Below are 20,259 nucleotides of genomic sequence, written 5' to 3'. Positions count from 1 at the left end.
CAAGCCGACTGTTCATCCACCGGCAAGCTTCGCAGACGTATTTCGCGACTGTATTGTTTGAATAACACACTTGACGAAGGGCCTTGCGAGCAACATGACCGCGACGATGAACGACACGCCCGAAGCCAGCCCGCAGACTCCGGCCGATCCGGCTTCCCCTCCGCCGCGCGCGAAGAAGGAAAAGAAGGAGGACAGCTTTCCCATCTTCCTCGTGAAGCTGGTGCTGGTGGTGGCGATCTTCCGCAGCTTCATCTTCTCGCCCTTCAACATCCCTTCGGAATCGATGCTGCCGAGGCTTGAGAATGGGGACTACCTGCTCGCCGCGAAGTGGCCGTATGGATATAGCAGCTATTCGTTGCCGTTCAGCGCCCCGCTGCTGCCCAAGCGCATTTTCGCCAGCCAGCCAGAGCGCGGCGACATCGCCATATTCAAAGCGCCTCCGGGCAATGATGTTGACTATATCAAGCGCGTGATCGGGCTGCCGGGCGATACGGTGCAGATGATCGGCGGCGTGTTACATTTGAACGGCAAAGCCGTGCCGAAGCAGAAGGTGGCGGATTTCATTATCCCGGTCAGCCCGAACACCGATTGCCTTTCGGCCGAATTTGCGGTGACCGAAGCAGATGGCCGCCTTACCTGCCACTATCCGCAGTTCCGTGAGACGCTCCCCAACGGGAAGAGCTACAACGTGCTCGACCTTGGACCGCGTTCGGTTGACGATACTGTGCCGGTCGTCGTGCCGGAAGGCGAGCTTTTCCTGATGGGCGACAATCGCGACAATTCGATGGATAGCCGCTTCCCGGCAATGGAAGGCGGCGGCATCGGCCTGGTGCCGCAGGACAACCTTGTGGGGCGCGCGGCGATCATGATGTGGTCCACCGATGGCAGCGCCAACTGGTTCCTGCCGTGGACCTGGTTCACCGCAGCGCGGTGGGACCGGATCGGAGGCACGTTCTGAGCGCGCTTCCTGCCGAGAGCCTGACGTTTCTTACGGAACTGACCGGGAGTGCGCCTGCGCGTGCCGACTTGTGGGCCGAAGCGCTGACTCATGGCTCTATGGGGCAGGCGCGCGATTACCAGCGGCTCGAGTTTCTGGGTGACCGCGTGCTGGGGCTGGTGATCGCGGACTGGCTGCACGAAAAGAGCGATGCTGCCGAAGGCAAGCTTTCGCAGCGGCTCAACGCGCTGGTCAGCCGTGAGACGTGTGCCGATGTGGCGCGGACCATCGCCCTGCCCCCGCACATCCGCCTGGGCAAACAGGCGCGCGACGATGGCGGGGCGCAGAGCGACAATATCCTTGGCGATGTGATGGAAGCGCTGATCGGGGCGCTGTTCGTGGAACGCGGCTTTGAAGCGGCGCGCATGTTCGTGCGCAAGCTGTGGGACAAGCCGATGGCTTCGGGCACCGGGCAGCGCAAGCATCCCAAGGCCGCGTTGCAGGAGTGGGCTGCGGGCAATCGCCGCAAGCCGCCCGTCTATACGATGGTTGCGCGGGAAGGGCCGGATCATGCGGCCCGCTTTACGGTGTCGGTCGAGGTGAAAGGCGTGGGCGAAGCCAGCGCCACCGGATCGAGCAAGCAGGAGGCCGAAACTGCGGCGGCCACTGCCTTCATGCAGGCTTACGGCTGACGTGCATTTCGCCTAAAGTGCCCCCAGACTTTCAGAGAATTGGATATATGACCGAAAAATGTGGCCTCGTGGCCGTGCTGGGCGCGCCGAATGCGGGCAAATCGACGCTGGTGAACGCGCTGGTGGGGCAGAAAGTGGCGATCGTCTCTGCCAAGGCGCAGACCACGCGCGCGCGGCTGATGGGCATTGCGCTGGAAGGGGAAGCGCAGATCATCCTGGCGGATACGCCCGGCCTGTTCGAACCCAAGCGCCGTCTGGATCGCGCGATGGTGAGCGCGGCGTGGGACGGCGCGCAGGAAGCCGATGCGATCCTGCTGGTGGTGGATGCCCGAAAGAAGAAACGCGACTACCTCGAACCGATCCTTGCCAGCCTGAAAGATCGGCCAGAGCGCAAGCTGCTGGTGCTGAACAAGGTGGATTCGACGCCGAAGGAACCGCTTCTTGTGATGGCGGAGGCGCTGACCGCCGAGGCGCAGTTCGATGAGGTGTTCTTCGTTTCGGCGCTGACCGGCGATGGCGTGCCCGAACTGAAGTCGCGCCTTGCCGAACTGATGCCCAAAGCGGTGTGGCATTATCCCGAAGATCAGGTTTCGGACGCCAGCGAGCGGCTGATGGCGGCGGAGATCACGCGCGAGCAGCTTTATCGCCAGCTTCACGACGAACTGCCCTATGACAGCACGGTGCGGCCAGAGAAGTATCTGACGCGCAAGGATGGTTCGATCGAGATACACCAGCAGATCGTGATCGCGCGCGAAAGCCAGCGGCCCATCGTGCTGGGCAAGGGCGGCGCGAAGATCAAGGCAATTGGCGAGGCTTCGCGCAAGGAATTGGCGCAACTGCTGGAAACCAAGGTCCACCTGTTCCTGCACGTGAAGGTGGATGAGCGCTGGGCCGATGCCAAGGAAATCTACGAGGAAATCGGGCTGGAGTGGGTTAAGTAATGCGCAAGGTTATGTTGGCGGCGCTGGCGCTGGGTGCCTCGACATCGCTTGCCGCAAAGCCCGCAGCGCCCGCCGCCGGTGATCGCTATGTTGCTTTGGGCAGCTCCTTTGCCGCCGGGCCGGGTGTCGGGCCGAATACGCCCGGCACGCCGGCGCGGTGTGGACGGGGGATGCTCAATTACCCCAACCTGCTGGCCAAAGACCTTGGGCTGGATCTCGCGGACGCCACCTGCAGCGGCGCGACGACGCAGCACGTGCTGGGGCCGTGGAACGAGATCGCACCGCAGATCGACAGTGTGGACGCCAAGACTCGCTTGGTGACGATCACGATTGGCGGCAACGACATCGCCTTTGTCGGCAATATCTTTGCCGCTGCTTGCGAGCAGATGGCCAAGCCCGATCCGCGTTGCCAGAAGTGGCGCGAGGTGAGCGAGGCCGAGTGGGCAGGCGATGAAGAGCGGATGCGGCGCATCGTGCGCACCATCCGCGAACGCGCGCCCGACGCGCGGATCGTGTTCGTCGATTACATTTCGGTGCTGCCGCTGGCCAAAGACTGTTCCGCGCTGCCGATCACCGCGGAACGTCTGGATCAAAGCCGCGCGGCAGCAAAGCGCCTGGCCAAGATCACCGCGCATGTGGCGAAGGCTGAAGGGGCGGAAGTGCTGAAGTTCTCGCAACTTTCGCGTGATCATGCCCCTTGTTCCGCTGTGCCGTGGAGTAATGGCATGTCCGCACCAGATGGTGACGGTATTCCGATTCACCCCAACCGAATCGGCCATGTTGCGGCCGCGAAAGCTCTTGGGAAATTTCTACGCCGGAATTAAACCGGCGCCATTGATCCTGTCTTTTGGGCGGCCCACCCCGGTCTTTCGCACCGCAAAAACTGTCGTCACGAAACTGACAGCCAGCATTCATCACACGCGTCTACGCCCGTAGCGAAGGGAACCGCGCCTCACCCCGTTGAGCGTTCGGATACCTTCTCAACGGAGTGCGGGAATGAACGAAACGGGCGGGATTCCGCTAGGCGATGCGGCGACGGTACATCCGGCAGTTGTCGGCCCGGCAGCCGTTGGCACGACAAGTCGCTCACTGGCTCCGACCATCGGGCTGCGCGGCGTTTCGCTGCCCGCCTGGGTAATTCCGGGGCTGGCCTACCTCGGCCTGTTTCTGATCACGCGCAGCTTCCTCTTCGGCAATCCGGTGATCCATATCGACGAACAGTTCTATCTGTTCGTGGCCGAGCGGATGCGCGATGGTGCAGTGCCCTATGTCGATATCTGGGACCGCAAGCCCATCGGCCTGTTTGTGCTGTATGAAGCGTTCGCGGCGGTTCCCGGCGATCCGCTGCTGGCCTACCAGTTTGGCGCAGCGCTGGCGACAGCGGGGACCGCGCTGGCGATATCGCGACTGGCGCGGGAAATCGCTTCTCCTGCTGCTGCGTGGCAGGCAGGCGCGGCCTATATTCTGTTCATGCCCGCTTTCAATGCAGGCATGGGACAAGCGCCGGTCTTCTATAACCTGCTGGTAGCTGTGGCCGCGATTGCTGTGGTCGATGCCATGAAGCGGAACGAGGACGAGACGCTGCTGGGGCGCGGATGCTGGGTCATGCTCCTGCTCGGCCTTGCGATCCAGATCAAATATACGGTGATTTTTGAAGGCGCAGCCTTTGGCGTGATGCTGCTGGCGCGCGGCTTTGCCGATATCTGGTCGTTACGCCGACTGGCCGCAGCCGCTGTGCTGTGGGTTGCAGTAGCGCTGCTGCCGACTGCGGTCGCGATGGCTTGGTACGCCGAGATCGGCCAACTTGATGTCTTCATCTATGCAAACTTCGTCTCGATTTTCGAGCGCGGTTCTGACGGGATGCGGTCATATGGCAGGTTGGCGAAGGAATGCGCCGCGCTGCTGCCGTTCTGGCTGGCGATCTTCCACGCGCCGAAAATGTTAGACACATCGGGCGGACTGTCACCGCGCTCGCACGCCTTCCTGAAGATCTGGGGCGCGATGGCGTGCCTTGGCTTCCTGATCTTCGGAACGTGGTACGATCACTATGTCGCGCCGCTCTTGGTGCCGCTGGCAGTGCTGGCAGCCCCTGCCCTTGCCCGCGTGCAGCCCGGCCAGCGGTGGTACGGGCGTTTCCTGCTCGGCTTCGGGGCACTGGCAGGCATGGTCGTGCCGATCTATCAGGTCTGGCGGCACGGAACGACGGCGCAATACGAAGAGATGAGTGCGCTAATCGAGCGGGAGATGCATGGCGGTTGCCTGTTCATCTTCGAAGGCGAACTGGCCTTCTACCGCACGCTTCCCACGTGCCTGCCAACCACGCGGATATTCCCCAACCATCTGAACACATTCATCGAATCGACCGCCATCGGCATGGACGCCACTGCCGAAGTGCGCCGCATCGTGGCCGCGCGTCCAGACGTGATCCTGATGTGGGCGCCGCAAAAGCTCTACCTGCCCAATCTGGAAACCCGCGTTGTAATGAGGGCTGAACTTCCCAAAGCCTATGAACGCTATGCTACCTACACGCTCGGCACGCGGGAATATTGGCTCTATCGCCTGAAGCGATAGAGCCAGTTGATCACTCTGCCTTGGCGGCTGCCTTTGGCTTTGCCGCCTTCTTCGCCGGAGCCTTCTTCTCGACAGTCTTCTTCTCGGCCGCCTTTTTAGGCGCAGCCTTCTTGGCGGGAGCCTTCTTCGCCCCCTTCTTGCCCTTGGCTGGCCCCTTTGCGGCACGCTCGTCAATTAGCGTGACCGCTTCTTCCATCGTCAATGCTTCAGGCTGCTTGTCGCGCGGCAGGGTCGCGTTGGTCGTGCCATCAGTCACATAGGGACCGTAGCGGCCCGCCATAAGCTTGATCTCGCCACCCGATGTCGGATGCGGACCGAAGACCTTGAGCGGTTCTGCCGCCGCACGGCTGCCGCGCGCGCCTGCCCCGGCAGCAGCAGCAGCCAGCAACATGACCGCGGCATTCATACCGGTTTCGAAGACCTCCGAAGTGGTCTTGAGCCGCGCGTATTTGCCATCATGTGCCAGATAGGGGCCATAGCGCCCGATGCTGGCGGTAATCGGATTGCCCGATTCAGGATGCGCGCCCACTTCGCGGGGGAGTGACAGCAGCTTGAGCGCCCATTCCAAATCAAGTTCACCAATGTCCTTGGGGATTGATGCGCGCTTGGCCTCCTTGCCTTCACCCAACTGGATGTAGGGACCAAAGCGCCCTGCCTTGCGCACCACGTCCAAGCCGGTAACCGGGTCTTTGCCCAGCACGCCGTCTTCGGCGCCATCGCCGTCGGCCCCGCCCGGCTGCGCGAATTTGCGGGTGTATTTGCATTCTGGATAGTTCGAGCAGGCCACGAACGCGCCATAGCGTCCACCGCGCAGAGCAAGCCGTCCGGCTTCACACTTGGGGCAAAGGCGCGGGTCGGTGCCATCCTCACGCGGGGGGAACAGATAGTCGGAAAGGAATTCGTCCAGCTCGGCTGTGACCTCACTGGGCTTCTTTTCCATCACCTCGTCGGACTTCGGCTTGAAATCGCGCCAGAAGGCAGCAAGCACCTTCTTCCATTCGGCGCGCCCGCCGGACACGTCATCAAGTTCGTCCTCCATCCCGGCGGTGAACTCATAGGCCACATAGCGGGCAAAGAATCGTTCGAGAAATGATGTGAGAAGCCTGCCCGATTCTTCTGCAAAGAAACGGTTTTTCTCCGTTCTTACATAGTTCCGGTCCTTCAACACCTGCAGCGTGGCAGCATAAGTCGAAGGGCGACCAATGCCCAATTCCTCAAGCCGCTTGACAAGGCTGGCTTCGGAATAGCGCGGGGGCGGCTGGGTGAAGTGCTGCGTGGCGTCCACGCCACGCTTGGCGGGCGTATCGCCCTTGTTCAGCGCCGGCAGCAGGTTTGCATCGTCTTCCTCCGCATCGGCCTTCTGATCGCGGCCTTCCTCGTAAACGGCAAGGAAGCCGGGGAATTTCACGACCTGCCCGGTTGCGCGCAATTCATGCTTTCCGGTGCCGTCGCGCAGGGTAACGGTAGTGCGTTCGATATTGGCCGATGCCATCTGGCTGGCCATCGCGCGTTTGAAGATCAGATCATAAAGCCGCGCCTCATCACCCGAACCGTGCCGATCCTTGGCGAAATCGGTTGGCCGAATAGCTTCATGCGCTTCCTGAGCATTCTTGGCTTTCGTCTCGTAATGCCTCGGCTTTTCGGGGAGGTAATGCCCGTCATACCGGTCCGAGATCGCCTTGCGTGCGGCGGAGATAGCGCTTGGGTCCATCTGCACGCCATCGGTACGCATATAAGTGATCGCGCCTGCTTCATAAAGCGTCTGCGCCACGCGCATGGTGTGGCTGGCCGAAAAGCCCAGCTTGCGCGCGGCTTCCTGTTGTAAGGTAGACGTGGTGAACGGCGGATAGGGATTGCGACGGGTCGGCTTCGTTTCGACCTCTTCGACGCGGAATGTGCCCGCTTCGACGACGGCCTTGGCCTTCATCGCTGCGCCTTCATCGCCCAGCGTCAGCTTATCAAGCTTTTGCCCGTCGAACTTGACGAGGCGCGCCGAAAATTCGGTTCCGGCCTGCTCCAGACGGGCGATCACCGACCAGTACTCCTCAGCGCGGAAAACTTCGATTTCGCGTTCGCGCTGAACGATCAGACGCAGTGCCACCGACTGCACGCGACCTGCCGATTTCGCGCCGGGCAGCTTGCGCCACAGCACTGGCGAGAGGGTGAAGCCGAACAGATAGTCAAGCGCACGCCGCGCCAGATAGGCATCGATCAGATCCTGATCGAGTTCGCGCGGGCGCTTCATCGCGTCGGTCACCGTCTGCTTGGTGATCGCGTTGAAGGTTACGCGCTCCACCTCTTTAGGAAGCGCACGACGTTTCGCCAGCAACTCTTTGACATGCCATGAAATTGCCTCACCTTCGCGATCAGGGTCAGTCGCCAGGATCAGACGGTCAGCGTCTTTGGCGGCGTCGGTGATGGCCTTCACGCGCGATTGTTTGTCGCCGTAAAGTTCCCAGTCCATCGCGAAATCCTCGTCAGGACGGACGGAACCGTCCTTCACCGGAAGATCGCGGATGTGGCCATAGGAGGCGAGAACCTTGAAGCCGGGTCCAAGATATTTCTCGATGGTCTTGGCCTTGGCCGGCGATTCAACAATGACAAGCTGCATGATGTGAAAAAGCAGTCCTTACGTGTACGTGTGCGCGAGGGTGGAGACGGAGGCAGGCATTCGTCAAGCGCCGTGGCATCAAATAGACGAGAGGCTGACGCGGCCGGCAGCGTGACGGACAAGCCTGCCCGCCAGTTCCATTTCGAGCAGCGCCATCTGCACGGCCCCGGCGCTGGCCCCGCTCTGGCGGATCAGTTCATCGACCGCGACGGGTGCGAGTGTGAGCAGGCCGGCGATGTCAGCCGGTTCATCGGCAACGTCCTGGGCGAAACCCGAGCCGCTTTCACAAAAGCTAGAGCGCGGCTGCCCCTCGAAGCCGACGAGCAGTTCGATCACATCATCGGGCGATTGCACAAGGACCGCGCCATCGCGGATAAGCTGGTTGCAGCCGTGCGAGCGGCTGTCGAGCGGCGAGCCGGGAATGGCCATAACCTCTCGCCCTGCTTCGGCAGCAAGGCGGGCGGTGATCAGCGAGCCAGACTTTGGCGCAGCCTCAACCACCAGCGTGCCAGTGGCCAGACCGGCGATGATGCGATTGCGATGCGGGAAATGCCGAGCCAGCGGCTCTGTGCCCGGCGGCATCTCTGCAATCAGCAGGCCTTCATTGGCAACCTGTTCCTGCAACTCCGCGTTTTCCGGCGGATAGGCGATATCGATGCCGCTGGCGATGACGCCCACCGTGCCCCCGCCATCAGCCATGCCTGCAAGCGCGCCGCGATGCGCCGCTGCATCTATTCCGCGTGCAAGCCCTGAAATCACGGCATAGCCCCGGCCTGCGAGCACGGTTGCGAAATCGCGGGACAGCTTCACGGCAGCGGCAGAGGCATTGCGCGCACCGACCACCGATACCGATGGACGGCCCAGCAATGCGGGATCGCCGCGCACCGTGAGGATCGGCGGCGGGTTCTCCAGCGCGGACAGCAGCGCAGGATAATCCGGCCCGTCGTGAAAAAGGTAGCGGGCACCTGCCTTGCGCACTGCGGTGACTTCGGCCTCGATGCGATCAACCGCCGCTGGCCGGTAGGGCGTGCTGCCCCTTGCGGCGAGATCGGGAAGCGCTTCGATTGCCGCTGCCGCAGTCCCGAAGCGGCGCAGCAACTGGTTGTAACTTACCGGCCCGATATTGGGTGAGCGCAGCAGGCGGATGCGGGCGAACGCCTCGTCCCGCGTAAGCGTGGCCGGTGGTGCGGCGTTCACTTCTTTCTGCCGACCTTCGGCTCGGTCCCGGCGCGAAGGCGGGCGATGTTTTCACGATGAAGGAACAGCACCAGCAACGCCAGCAAGGCCAGAACCGGGACGTAAGCCGTGTAACCTGAAAGCAGCGCCGCAACAGGAGCCGCAACCGCAGCGCTCATCCCTCCCAACGATGAAATCCGGCTTGCGAACAGAACGCCAAGCCAGGCAACGGCGTAGACGAGGCCAATAGGCCAAGCGAGGCCAAGCGACACGCCCATCATCGTTGCCACGCCCTTGCCGCCCTTGAACTTCAGCCAGAGCGGGAAGCAATGCCCCAGAACGGCGGCCAGCGCGGCCAGCCCCTCGCTCCCCGGCCAGATATGGCGGGCGAGCAGAACGGCGCTCAGCCCCTTACCCATGTCGAGCAGCAGGGTTGCCGCAGCGACACCCTTCTTGCCCGTCCGCAGCACGTTGGTTGCGCCGATATTGCCCGAACCAATGGAGCGCAAATCGCCCCCACCGGTCATACGGGTGAGGATGAGGCCAAAGGGCACCGAGCCAAGCAGGTAGCCGACGAGCAAGGGAAGAAGCGTGTCCACGAAGGCGTTCATATCCGCAACGGCCCGGAAAGCGAAAGAGGCCACTTCCCATTTTACCGCCAATCCCGATACAAGCGCTGTCAGATGACTATCCCTTCCCCTACGTCCATTCCGTCTGTCGATCGCACTGCGCCTCTGCTCCTATTCGATTCGGGGGTTGGCGGATTGTCCGTCTTGCGCAAGGTCCGCATGGCTTTGCCGCAAGCGCCGGTGATCTATGTCGCTGACAATGCAGGCCTGCCCTATGGCGCAAAAACGGAAGCGCAGATCGCGGCGCGTGTGTCAGGCCTGCTGGGTAGGTTGACCGAACGCCTCGCTCCTCGGCTTGTCTGCATTGCGTGCAACACCGCATCGACCATCGCGCTGGCATCTGTGCGCGAAGTGCTGGAAGTGCCCATTGTGGGCACCGTTCCAGCGATAAAGCCCGCTGCGGCGATGACCAAAACTGGCGTGATCGGTTTGCTCGGCACCGAGGCTACCATCCGGCAGAGCTATGTCGACCGGTTGGAAGCCGAATTCGCCGCAGACAAGCGCCTGCTGCGCCACGGCGCGCCGGAACTGGTCGCTGCTGCCGAGGCAAAGTTGCGCGGCGATGCGGTGGACGCCCAAGTCTATGCCCGCGCCGCTGCCGCCTTGCGATCACAACCCGGTGGCGAGGCAATCGACACGGTGGTGTTGGCCTGCACGCACTTTCCGCTGATTCAGGAAGAACTTTCCGCCGCATTCGGCCCCGGCGTGTCGTTCATCGACGGATCGGACGGCATCGCACGGAGAATTGCCTTCCTCACCCAGGGCCAGGCGTGGGATCGCCGGGAACCCGATCTGGCGCTGTTCACCCGTGGCGAAAGCGAAGTGAACCGGCTAGAAGCGGCGCTCGAAGCGCATGGCCTTGGCCGTATCGCGACATTTTGATGCTGAATGCAGGCCGCAGGGGGCGAACGGTGGGGCGTTTTTCTAAAGCTGTCGTTGTCCTGCTGATTCTGGCCGGATTTGCCTATTATTGGTTGCTGGTGAATGCCGGACCATCGGGCATTCCCGCCCGGCCGTTCGATATCGCCGCGCTGCGCGCCGCAGCCGATGCGAAGGCTGGCGCAAAACCGACGGCCATCCGCTTTGTCACGCTGGCGACACGCCGCATCCCTTCGGCTACGCTCGCTGCGGGAACGGGTCTTCGGCAGATCACCTCAGGCGTGATCGCATGGCACATAGATACGCCAAATGGCGGCATCGTGGTCGATCCCGGCCTTTCGCCACCCGATGCGAAGGCGATGAGTTTTTCCCACTATAACAATGCTGCGATGGCGCTGGTCGATCGCTGGATGGATCGGGCAGAGTTGATCCTGTTCACCCATTCGCACATCGATCATGTGGGCCTGTTCCTTGATCATCCGCGCTTCGACAGCATTGTGGACAAGGCGATTGTCACACCTAAGATGCTGGGCGGCATAAGCGCTCTCTGGCGCGAAAATGGCAGCCATATCAGCAAAACACGCAAACTTGCGCCGGTCGAAGCGGTCGCCCCCGGCGTGGTGATCATCCAGACGCCGGGCCATACCCCTGGGTCACAGATGATCTACGTGCAACTCGCCAACGGGCGGGAATATATCCTGACCGGCGATACCGCCTCGCTCGCTCCCAATTTCGAACGGGCAACGCCACGCTCAAGGCTGGTGGCCGACATTCTTGCGCCAGAGGATCGGCCCGCCGTGATTGGGTGGCTCAAAGGCCTCAAAGCGCTGAAAGAACGCAACAAGTCGCTTGTTCTTTTGCCATCTCACGATGCCGATTGGCTGGCTACCAATGCCGCCGCACTGCACATTTCGCGCGCGCCTGTGCGCCCCCTGCCATCGCCTACGAAATAAGTCCGCCTTTCGGACAGTTACCCCAAATCGCGCTGGCATTGCGGTTTGAACAGGCGTAGAAGCCGCCCATTCGCCGGGTGGCCCAAAGGGATCGGGCCAAGGGACGGACCAATGAAACAAGTTGGTGTCCCTGTTGCAGGAAGGAGCGGCGGGGTGAATTACGATCAGGTTTTTGATTCTGCGATCGAGCGTCTGCACTCCGAAGGCCGCTACCGCGTTTTCATTGATATCCTGCGCAACAAGGGGGCCTACCCCAACGCGCGCTGCTTTGCCGGGCACAATGGTCCCAAGCCGATCACCGTATGGTGTTCGAACGATTACCTTGCGATGGGCCAGCACCCCAAGGTGATCGCCGCGATGGAAGAAGCGCTGCACAATGTTGGCGCGGGTTCCGGCGGCACGCGCAACATCGGCGGCAACACGCATTATCACATCGAACTTGAAGCCGAGCTGGCCGACCTTCACGGCAAGGAAGGCGCGCTGCTGTTCACATCGGGCTATGTCTCGAACGACGCCACGCTTTCCACGCTGGCCAAGATCCTGCCCGGTTGCGTGATCTTTTCCGACGAGTTGAACCACGCCTCAATGATCGCGGGCATCCGCAATTCGGGCGCGGAAAAGAAGGTATGGCGGCATAACGACGTCGAACATCTTGAACAGCTTCTGGCCGAAACCGACCCGGCCCTGCCCAAGCTGATCGCATTCGAATCCGTCTATTCGATGGACGGCGATGTCGCCCCGATCCACACGATCTGCGACCTTGCCGAAAAATACAACGCGCTGACCTACATCGACGAGGTTCACGCCGTTGGCATGTATGGCCCACGCGGCGGTGGCATCACCGACCGTGATGAAGCGGCCCACCGCATCGACATCATCGAAGGCACGCTGGGCAAGGCGTTTGGCGTGATGGGCGGCTATATCGCGGCTGATCGCAAGATCATCGACGTGATCCGCTCCTATGCCCCCGGCTTTATCTTCACCACGTCGCTTTCACCGGTGCTGGTGGCAGGGGTGCTTGCCTCGGTCCGCCATCTCAAGGCATCGAGCGCCGAACGTGAAGGCCAGCAGGCCGCCGCAGCTTATCTGAAGAAGGCTTTTGCCGACTCTGGTCTGCCGGTCATGCCGTCTACCACCCATATCGTGCCGCTGATGGTGGGCGATCCGGTACGCGCCAAGAAGATCAGCGACATTCTGCTGGCCGAATATGGCGTCTACGTGCAGCCGATTAACTTCCCCACCGTGCCTCGCGGCACTGAACGCCTACGCTTTACCCCCGGCCCTTCGCACACCGAAGAGATGATGGATGAACTGGCGGGCGCGCTGGTGGAAATCTGGCAGCGGATGGAAATGGAACTGTCCAAAGCCGCCTGAGATTTTGCCTCACACCACGTCAAAAGCCCTCCCATCACCGGGAGGGCTTTTTCGTTGGGCTTGCCTTTCCTTCATCCACCGCTAGATTTAATTGATCAATTAATGACGGGAGGGAGTATGACTGGGCTGACTTACGACGAGGTTGTTCTCGGCCGCCGCTCAATCCGTGGCTATCTCGACAAGCCGGTCCCGCGCGCGTTGATCGAGGATATCATCGCGCTGGCCATGCGCTCGCCCACGTCGATGAATACACAGCCCTGGCATTTTCACGTTATCACGGGCGAACCGCTTGATCGCATTCGCAAGGGCAATACCGAACGCATCCTCGCGGGCGAACCCGACAGTCGCGAATTCCGCCGGGGCGACCCCTTCGCGGGCGTTCACCGTGAGCGGCAAGTTGTCGTCGCAAAGCAGCTTTTCGCCGCGATGGGCATCGCCCGCGATGATGCACCAGCACGACGGGACTGGGTGCTGCGCGGCTTCCGGCAGTTCGACGCACCGGTGTGCGTGATCGTCGCCTATGATCGCGAACTATCGGGCAGTGATGACACCGCGTTCGATTGTGGAGCCGTCACCACGGCGCTGGTCAATGCTGCATGGTCACGCGGCCTTGGCTGCGTGATCAATTCACAAGGCATCATGCAGTCACCTGTCGTCCGTGAACACGCGGGTGTTCCTGACGATCAGGTGATCATGAAAGCGGTAGCGATGGGTTGGCCCGACCCCGATTTCCCCGCAAATGCGGTCGTCAGCCATCGCAAGAGCGTGGACGAAGCGGCGCGGTTTGTGGGCTTCTGATGACAGTTGGGAATGGCCCCACATTTCGGCAGGGCCTTTCCTGTTTCTTTGAGCGGCCTGCGCCTGAAATCAGCGCAGCGACACCACATTGTCCGACACACGCGGATCGCGGCGGTCACCACGGTACTGGCTAGCCATCGGTTCATCCGAAACTTCGAACACTTCGGTTGCGCCAAAGCCGTTGAATGCGGTCTTCATCGCTGCGCCATAGGCACCGAGCATCCCGATCTCGATGTAATCGCCCTCCTTCACGTCCACCGGCAGTTCGAACGGACCTTCCATATGGTCCATATCGTCGCAGGTCGGGCCGTAGAAGCTGAACGGCTCCAGTTCGATCTCGGTTTCAACGTCGTTGGCCACTTCATCGCGCAGAACACGCACGGGGAAGCGCCAGCCAACGTGAGCCGCATCGAACAGCGCGCCATAGGCACCGTCGTTGATGTACAGTTCGCTGCCACGACGACGTTCGACCCGAACGATCATCGAATTGTATTCCGCGCACAGTGCTCGGCCCGGTTCGCACCACAGTTCGGCCGAGTACGAGACCGGCAGCGATTCATAGGTGCGGTCGATCACGCCGAAGTAGTCTTCGAGCGGGGGCGGTTCCATGCCCGGATAGATCGACGGGAAGCCACCGCCCACGTCAATGATGTCAACGAGGACCGACGCATCGACAATGGCGGCGCGGACGCGTTCAAGCGCCTGCACATAGGCGTGCGGGCTCATCGACTGGCTGCCGACATGGAAGCATACGCCCAGCGAATCCGCGACCTGACGGGTTGCCTGCAACAGTTCCGCCGCATTGGTGAGATCACAGCCAAACTTCGACGCGAGGCTGAGTTCCGAATATTCCGACGAGACACGCAGGCGCACGCACAGCGTTAGATCTTCGGGCACGTTGCCTTCGGCATCGGCGGTAGCGGCCTTGATCTTTTCCAGTTCCTCGATCGAATCGAGGCTGAACACACGCACGCCATACGTGTGATAGGCTTCGCGGATCGCAGACGGTGCTTTCACCGGGTGCATGAAGCAAAGCGTCGCCTCGGGCAATGTTTCGCGCACAAGACGCACTTCGACGATGGAAGCTACGTCATAATGCGTGACACCCGAATCCCACAGGATGCGGATCAGGTCTGCCGACGGATTTGCCTTGACCGCATAGAGCGACTTGCCCGGAAACTTCTCGACAAAGAAGCGGGCAGCGCGCGCGGCGGCGTGCGGACGGTTCAGAATGGCGGGTTGTTCAGGCGCGGAGGCGCGAACTACAGCCAGTGCGTCAGGATGGATGTGCAACTCAAGGGACCCCCAAACGGAACGTTGAACAAAGCTGCCTTGCGGTTTGGAAGTCCCCATGGGGCAGCGAGAGGGGGTAAATAAGGCCCTGCGCCTGAATCTCAAGTGAAAATAACGCTACTGCAAACGCGCGTCAGAAAAATGAAACATTTCCAGATGGATCGCCTTATTTCAGCGACTTAGCGCATCGGCCAGCGCAGCCCAAGCGGGCAGAGAAAGCGGATCGTTTGCGCCGTTTGCGGCCGTGGGATGCGATGCGAATCGTGCAACTGTCATTTCAGCCGCCGGATCGACCCACAGGGTCTGCCCATGAATGCCCCGCGCCGAGAAGCAGTCCCGGTTGTTGTGGCTGTGCCACCACTGGCTACCATAGCTCCAGCCCGGCAATTGCGGATAGCGTGCGGCGTCGAAATGTGCCGGATCACCACCCATGCGCACGCGGTCTACCACACCTGTCGGGATTACCCTAACACCGCCCAGCCGCATCGCCTCACCAAAGCGGGCAAGGTCTTCCAGTCGCAAGTTCAGGCCGCCTCCGGCAAAGGCCATGCCCGCCTGATCCACGACCAGGTCCGCATCGCCCAGCATGCCCAGCGGCTGCCACAAGCGTTCGCTCAACACGTGGGCCAGATGCCTGTCCTCAACCCGCGCGATCAGCCACGCCAACACTTCGGTGTTGGGCGTGCGATAGGTGAACGCCCGTCCATGCTCTCCGGTCTTGCTAATAGTTGGAAGAAAAGTGGCAAGGTCGGTGGGGCCGGCATAGCCCTCCGGGCGCGGAGTCAGCGCGAGGGCTGCGCTGTAGGCACCGATGCCGGAATTTGGATCGGCATAGTCCTCGGAAAAATCCAGTGCCGTCGTCATGTCCATGACCTGCCGCACCGTGGCATCGCCAAAACCGCTTGGACCGAGTTCCGGCAGATAGCTGGTAACAGGTGCCGCAGGATCGAGCCTGCCTTCCTCCACCAGCATCTCTGCCAGTGTTCCAACAAAGCTCTTGGTCACGGAAAAAGCGATATGCCGCGTTTCAGGCGTCGTCACGCCGAACCAGCGTTCGAACACCACCTCGCCACGATGCAGCACCATGATCCCATCGGTAAAGGCCTGCGTCAGCGAATCCTTGAAGGATATCGGCTCATCAGCACCCAGCGGCACGAACATGGTCTGCGCCAGATCATCGCGCAGCGCCCGCGCAAAAGGCGTGGCCCCTGCCCCCGCGCCGACCCGGCACGTTGGCACGAACTGGCGCATGTTCGAATAGGACCAGCGGATCATCGGAAAGCGCATGTGATCGGCGCGTGAAGCGAGCAGCAGCTTGTCTGCCGGTGGCGGCGAACCCTGCATCCAACCCATGTGCACCGGATCGCTGGTCAAGCCATTGAGCACCTCACCAGTCATGCCATTCTCCCGCCGTGGTTGTCCTTGGCGGGGAACATGCCTCAGGAAAGGCGGTCGCGGAAGTCCTCGTAAGTGAAGGTGCGGACCTTCTCCAGCGCATCGCTTTCGCTGTCCCAAAGCCAGATCGACGGCAAGGGGACGCCGTTGAAGGTCGTGGTCTTGACCATCGAGTAATGCGCCTGATCAAGGAAGGCAAAGCGCGTGCCCGGTTCTGCACCGTTCGGCAGGCGGTAATCGCCAATCACGTCTCCGGCGAGGCATGACGGCCCGCCCAGACGCACCGGCGCACCGCCCTCGCCCGAATCCTCGTATTCATCGATAGGCAATTCACCCAGCATGGCCGGGCGATAAGGAGCCTCGATCACATCGGGCATATGGCAGGTCGCAGATATATCGGTGATACCAAGCCGCATGCCGTTCCAGTGCGTATCCAGCACGGTGCCGACCAGAATCCCCGCATCGAGCGCAACGGCCTCACCCGGCTCCAGATAGATTTCACAGCCCGTGCGTGCCTTCACATCGCGCAGAAAAGCGATCAAATCCTCGCGCTGGTAATCCGCGCGGGTAATGTGGTGGCCACCGCCGAAGTTCAGCCATTTGAGCTGACCGAAATAAGGCGCGATGCGCGCTTCAAGGGCATCCCACGTGCGCTGAAGCGGCTCGAAGTCCTGTTCGCACAGCGTGTGGAAGTGCAGCCCGGAAACGCCTTCCAGGTGTTCGGCAGTCAGTTGATCCACCGGAAAGCCCAGACGCGAATGCGGAGCGCAAGGATCGTAACGCGGCACTTCGCCTTCGGCATGGAGCGGGTTGATGCGCAGCCCGATATCGAAAGCCTCGCCCGCCGCGCGCGCAGCGGCAAGCTCGCCGGCAAAGCGCGCGTGCTGACCGGGAGAATTGAAGATCACGTGGTCAGACAGGCGCAGGATCTCGGCCATGTCCTCGGCCTTGTAAGCCGCGCAGTAGGTCGCGATCTCGCCAGAGTAGTGGTCGGCGGCGAGTTTGGCTTCCCAGAGGCCGGATGTGCATACACCGTCGAGATATTCCCCGACAATCGGCGCAACTTTCCACATCGAGAACGCCTTGAGGGCCGCAAGAACCCTGATCCCGGCCCGATCCCGCACATCGGCAAGCACAGCCAGATTGGCGCGCAACTTGGCAGCATCGACCACGAAGGCGGGGCTATCCACCCGGTTCAAGTCAAACTGCGCAAACGCGCCCGGATCGCCAGCTCTGGTTTCCATTTCCAACTTGTCTTTCAAATGCTGGTACTTAGGAACTCTTTAAAGCGCGAAATGGTCAATCGCCTTGGCGCGCCCATCCTTCAACTCGTTCTGGCCGTTTAAAATGCCCTCAGACTGGTACGCTTCGCAGCGACCCGACGCGACTGAACCGAAAGGAGATCCTGCTGGAGCGATGCACCTTCCCTGACAGTCATTTTTTGTACTGCAAGCCTGCTGGCCATCTTCGAAATAGTTCAAGCAGACCGGTCCACGAAAGACCGTGGACCCTCTGTAGTACTTTCCGAATGGCTCGCAGATGAGGTCGTGATCGTAACCCGCCTTAATCGTCGCCGCAGACCAATAACCAAGCGAGCCAATGATCACTGCGACGATCAGCTTTCGCATCTTGTCAAAACGCCAACGGCCCCGCCAGTTCCTTCACCTGCCACGGCAACCCGTGCTTGTTGAGCATGTTCATGTAGGGATCGGGATCGAACTGTTCCATGTTGAACACGCCTTCGCCCGACCAGATGCCCTGCACCATCATGGCAGCGCCGATCATCGCCGGAACGCCGGTGGTGTAGCTGACAGCTTGATTGCCGGTTTCGGCATAGGCGTCTTCATGGTCGCAGATATTGTAGATGTAGAAAGTCTTTTCCACCCCGTCCTTCAGGCCGGTGGCGATGTCGCCGATGTTGGTCTTGCCCTTGGTCGTCGCGCCCAGCGATGCAGGCTCGGGCAGCACGGCCTTGAGGAACTGCAGCGGGATGATTTCCTTGCCTTCGTAGATCACCGGGTCGATGCGGGTCATGCCCACGTTCTGCAGCACGGTGAGGTGCGTGATGTAGGCATCGCCGAAGGTCATCCAGAAGCGGATGCGTTCGATTTCCGGCAGGTGATGCGCGAGGCTTTCGAGTTCCTCGTGGTACATCAGGTACATGTTCTTGGGGCCGACCTGCTCGAAGTCGAACTGCTGGCGGATAGTCAAAGCGGGTGTTTCGACCCATTCGCCATTCAGGTAATGGCGGGCTGGGGCGGTCACTTCGCGGATGTTGATTTCCGGGTTGAAGTTTGTGGCAAAGTGCTGGCCGTGATCGCCGCCGTTGCAATCGAGGATGTCGAGCGTGCGGATCGTGTCGAGCTTGTGCTTCTTCAGCCAGGTGGCAAAGACGCTGGTCACGCCCGGATCGAAGCCCGAACCCAGCAACGCCATCAGGCCGGCCTCCTTGAAGCGCTCCTGATAGGCCCACTGCCACGAATATTCGAACTTTGCCTCGTCGATCGGCTCGTAGTTCGCTGTGTCCATGTAGTTGACGCCAGCAGCGAGGCAGGCGTCCATGATGTTGAGATCCTGGTAGGGCAGCGCGAGATTGACGACGAGGACGGGCTTCACCTCGTTGATCAGCGCGGTGGTGGCAGCAACATCGTCTGCGTCGATCTGATAGGTATCGATGGTAACGCCGGTGCGATCCTTCACCGAAGCGGCAATGGCATCGCATTTGCTCTTGGTGCGGCTAGCCAGCGCAATGCCGCCAAAGATATCCGCGTTCATCGCCATCTTGTGAACCGCGACCGAGCCGACGCCGCCTGCGCCGATGACGAGAACTTTTGTCATGATGACTCCAATTGCCTTTGTGCGTCCCACGCCAAGGATGCGCGGGACAATCATGGCGAGGGCCTTTAGAGGACTGGCATGACAAACCCAAGTCCTTCTATTGATATGCGCGCCCCGACACGCGAAGGCGTGCTGCGCGCGGCAGAGAAGATCGCCGCTCTGCTGCCGCAAACGCCTTTGCTGCCGCTCGAAATTCCGGGCGGGGAAACGGTGTGGTGCAAGGCCGAAAGCCTGCAACCCGTAGGCGCCTTCAAGATTCGCGGCGCGTGGCACCGGCAGACCGACCTGAGCGAAGATGAACGCGCACGCGGAGTCGTTGCCGTTTCCAGCGGGAACCATGCGCAAGGCGTAGCGTGGGCGGCGCGGAGGCTGGGCATCGCTGCAAAGATCGTGATGCCCATCGACGCCCCGGCGGTAAAGCTGGACGCAACGCGCGCGCTGGGCGCTGGAGTCGTGCTTTATGACCGCCCCGGCGGTGAGGACCGCGACGCGCTGGCCGCGCGGCTTACTGCCGAAAGTGGCGCAACGCTGGTCCACGCCTATGGCGATCCGTGGGTGATCGAAGGGCAAGGCAGCAGCGGCGTGGAACTTGCAGCTCAGATGGAGCGGCTTGCAGGTGGCCAGCCTACGCGCGTCGTTACGCCCTGCGGCGGCGGCGGGCTGACATCCGGGCTTGCGCTTGCCCTGCCCGATACGGAGATTGTGCCGGTCGAGCCGGAAGGCTGGGACGATGTCACCCGCAGCCTTGCGTCCGGCACTATCGAACGGGTCGGCCCGGGTGCGCCAGCCACCGCCTGCGATGCACTGCAAACGCCTGCCACGTTTCCAATCAACTTCGCTGTCATGACGTCACGCGGATTGCGAGGGATGAGCGTGAGCGAAAGCGAAGTGCGCGCGGCGCAGCGCTATGCGTTCACAAAGTTGCGGCTGGTGGTGGAACCGGGTGGGGCAGCGGCACTTGCCGCAGTGCTGGCGGGCAAAGCTGCGGCTGACGGGCGGACCGCCATCATCCTGTCTGGTGGCAATGTCGATCCCGCAACCTTCGCTGCTGTCATTTCAGGGGCTTGATCATCATCTTACAACTTGCGGACAATCTGCCCGCAACTGCCACAAGGCCGCAATGGTCACGTTCTAGTCGCACTCCCCGAACACTTCTTTCGGGGATCATTGAT

General features: G+C 61.4%; 18 protein-coding genes. 10 read left to right on the top strand and 8 right to left on the bottom strand.

Annotation, left to right across the window (positions count from 1 at the left end):
• Positions 1-94 precede the first annotated feature (94 nt).
• The 5 genes from lepB to HGI47_RS18950 all read left to right on the top strand — a co-directional run bounded on the left by lepB (position 95) and on the right by HGI47_RS18950 (position 5,141).
• Positions 95-958: a signal peptidase I gene (lepB, locus tag HGI47_RS18970; protein ID WP_168854347.1), complete on the top strand. Its 864-nt coding sequence runs from the start codon at positions 95-97 to the stop codon at positions 956-958.
• On the top strand, positions 931-1,629 hold the full coding sequence (gene rnc / locus HGI47_RS18965; protein ID WP_168854365.1) for a ribonuclease III: 699 nt from the start codon (positions 931-933) through the stop codon (positions 1,627-1,629). The genes lepB and rnc overlap by 28 nt, the downstream gene beginning before the upstream one ends.
• A 47-nt stretch (positions 1,630-1,676) precedes the next feature.
• Positions 1,677-2,570: a GTPase Era gene (era, locus tag HGI47_RS18960; RefSeq protein WP_168854346.1), complete on the top strand. Its 894-nt coding sequence runs from the start codon at positions 1,677-1,679 to the stop codon at positions 2,568-2,570.
• On the top strand, positions 2,570-3,394 hold the full coding sequence (locus HGI47_RS18955; protein WP_168854345.1) for an SGNH/GDSL hydrolase family protein: 825 nt from the start codon (positions 2,570-2,572) through the stop codon (positions 3,392-3,394). The genes era and HGI47_RS18955 overlap by 1 nt, the downstream gene beginning before the upstream one ends.
• A 172-nt stretch (positions 3,395-3,566) precedes the next feature.
• Entirely contained in the window at positions 3,567-5,141 is a 1,575-nt protein-coding gene (locus HGI47_RS18950) for a glycosyltransferase family 39 protein (protein WP_206066296.1), read from the top strand.
• A gap of 10 nt (positions 5,142-5,151) precedes the next feature.
• Here HGI47_RS18950 and topA read toward each other — a convergent pair whose 3' ends face one another.
• The 3 genes from topA to plsY all read right to left on the bottom strand — a co-directional run bounded on the left by topA (position 5,152) and on the right by plsY (position 9,539).
• Entirely contained in the window at positions 5,152-7,752 is a 2,601-nt protein-coding gene (gene topA / locus HGI47_RS18945; RefSeq protein WP_168854344.1) for a type I DNA topoisomerase, read from the bottom strand.
• 78 nt (positions 7,753-7,830) lie between these two features.
• Positions 7,831-8,949 (bottom strand): DNA-processing protein DprA, encoded by a 1,119-nt coding sequence (gene dprA, locus HGI47_RS18940; protein WP_168854343.1) that lies wholly within the window; start codon positions 8,947-8,949, stop codon positions 7,831-7,833.
• Positions 8,946-9,539 (bottom strand): glycerol-3-phosphate 1-O-acyltransferase PlsY, encoded by a 594-nt coding sequence (gene plsY, locus HGI47_RS18935; protein ID WP_168854342.1) that lies wholly within the window; start codon positions 9,537-9,539, stop codon positions 8,946-8,948. The genes dprA and plsY overlap by 4 nt, the downstream gene beginning before the upstream one ends.
• A gap of 72 nt (positions 9,540-9,611) precedes the next feature.
• Between plsY and murI the strand changes: the two genes are divergently transcribed.
• From murI to HGI47_RS18915, 4 genes are all read left to right on the top strand, one after another.
• Complete coding sequence (gene murI, locus HGI47_RS18930) at positions 9,612-10,439, top strand: glutamate racemase (RefSeq protein WP_168854341.1); 828 nt, start codon at positions 9,612-9,614, stop codon at positions 10,437-10,439.
• Positions 10,440-10,468: 29 nt separating this feature from the next.
• Positions 10,469-11,389 (top strand): MBL fold metallo-hydrolase, encoded by a 921-nt coding sequence (locus tag HGI47_RS18925; RefSeq protein WP_168854340.1) that lies wholly within the window; start codon positions 10,469-10,471, stop codon positions 11,387-11,389.
• Between the two features lie 153 nt (positions 11,390-11,542).
• Complete coding sequence (gene hemA / locus HGI47_RS18920) at positions 11,543-12,763, top strand: 5-aminolevulinate synthase (protein WP_168854339.1); 1,221 nt, start codon at positions 11,543-11,545, stop codon at positions 12,761-12,763.
• A 117-nt stretch (positions 12,764-12,880) separates the two neighbouring features.
• Positions 12,881-13,561 carry a nitroreductase gene (locus HGI47_RS18915; protein WP_206066294.1) on the top strand — a complete coding sequence of 227 codons (681 nt, stop codon included), beginning with the start codon at positions 12,881-12,883 and terminating at the stop codon, positions 13,559-13,561.
• Positions 13,562-13,630: 69 nt separating this feature from the next.
• On the opposite strand, the gene HGI47_RS18910 is transcribed toward HGI47_RS18915, so the two are convergent.
• The 5 genes from HGI47_RS18910 to HGI47_RS18890 form a co-directional block, all read right to left on the bottom strand.
• Entirely contained in the window at positions 13,631-14,854 is a 1,224-nt protein-coding gene (locus tag HGI47_RS18910) for a type III PLP-dependent enzyme (protein WP_168854338.1), read from the bottom strand.
• Positions 14,855-15,025: 171 nt separating this feature from the next.
• Positions 15,026-16,252: a serine hydrolase gene (locus HGI47_RS18905; RefSeq protein WP_168854337.1), complete on the bottom strand. Its 1,227-nt coding sequence runs from the start codon at positions 16,250-16,252 to the stop codon at positions 15,026-15,028.
• Positions 16,253-16,293: 41 nt separating this feature from the next.
• Complete coding sequence (locus HGI47_RS18900; protein ID WP_168854336.1) at positions 16,294-17,493, bottom strand: carboxynorspermidine decarboxylase; 1,200 nt, start codon at positions 17,491-17,493, stop codon at positions 16,294-16,296.
• 39 nt (positions 17,494-17,532) lie between these two features.
• A complete protein-coding gene (locus HGI47_RS18895; protein ID WP_168854335.1) occupies positions 17,533-17,877 on the bottom strand; it encodes a hypothetical protein in 345 nt (114 codons plus the stop codon).
• Positions 17,878-17,881: 4 nt separating this feature from the next.
• Positions 17,882-19,087, bottom strand: coding sequence for a saccharopine dehydrogenase family protein (locus HGI47_RS18890; RefSeq protein WP_168854334.1), 1,206 nt, complete (start codon positions 19,085-19,087; stop codon positions 17,882-17,884).
• A gap of 78 nt (positions 19,088-19,165) precedes the next feature.
• Here HGI47_RS18890 and HGI47_RS18885 point away from each other — a divergent pair, with 78 nt between their 5' ends.
• Entirely contained in the window at positions 19,166-20,155 is a 990-nt protein-coding gene (locus tag HGI47_RS18885; RefSeq protein ID WP_168854333.1) for a pyridoxal-phosphate dependent enzyme, read from the top strand.
• The last annotated feature ends 104 nt before the right edge of the window (positions 20,156-20,259 follow it).

It is taken from the genome of Novosphingobium sp. ERN07 (assembly GCF_012641335.1).
Lineage (GTDB): Bacteria > Pseudomonadota > Alphaproteobacteria > Sphingomonadales > Sphingomonadaceae > Novosphingobium.
The sequence above is the reverse complement of the archived record's forward strand: the minus strand, read 5'-3'. Positions and strand labels throughout refer to the sequence as shown.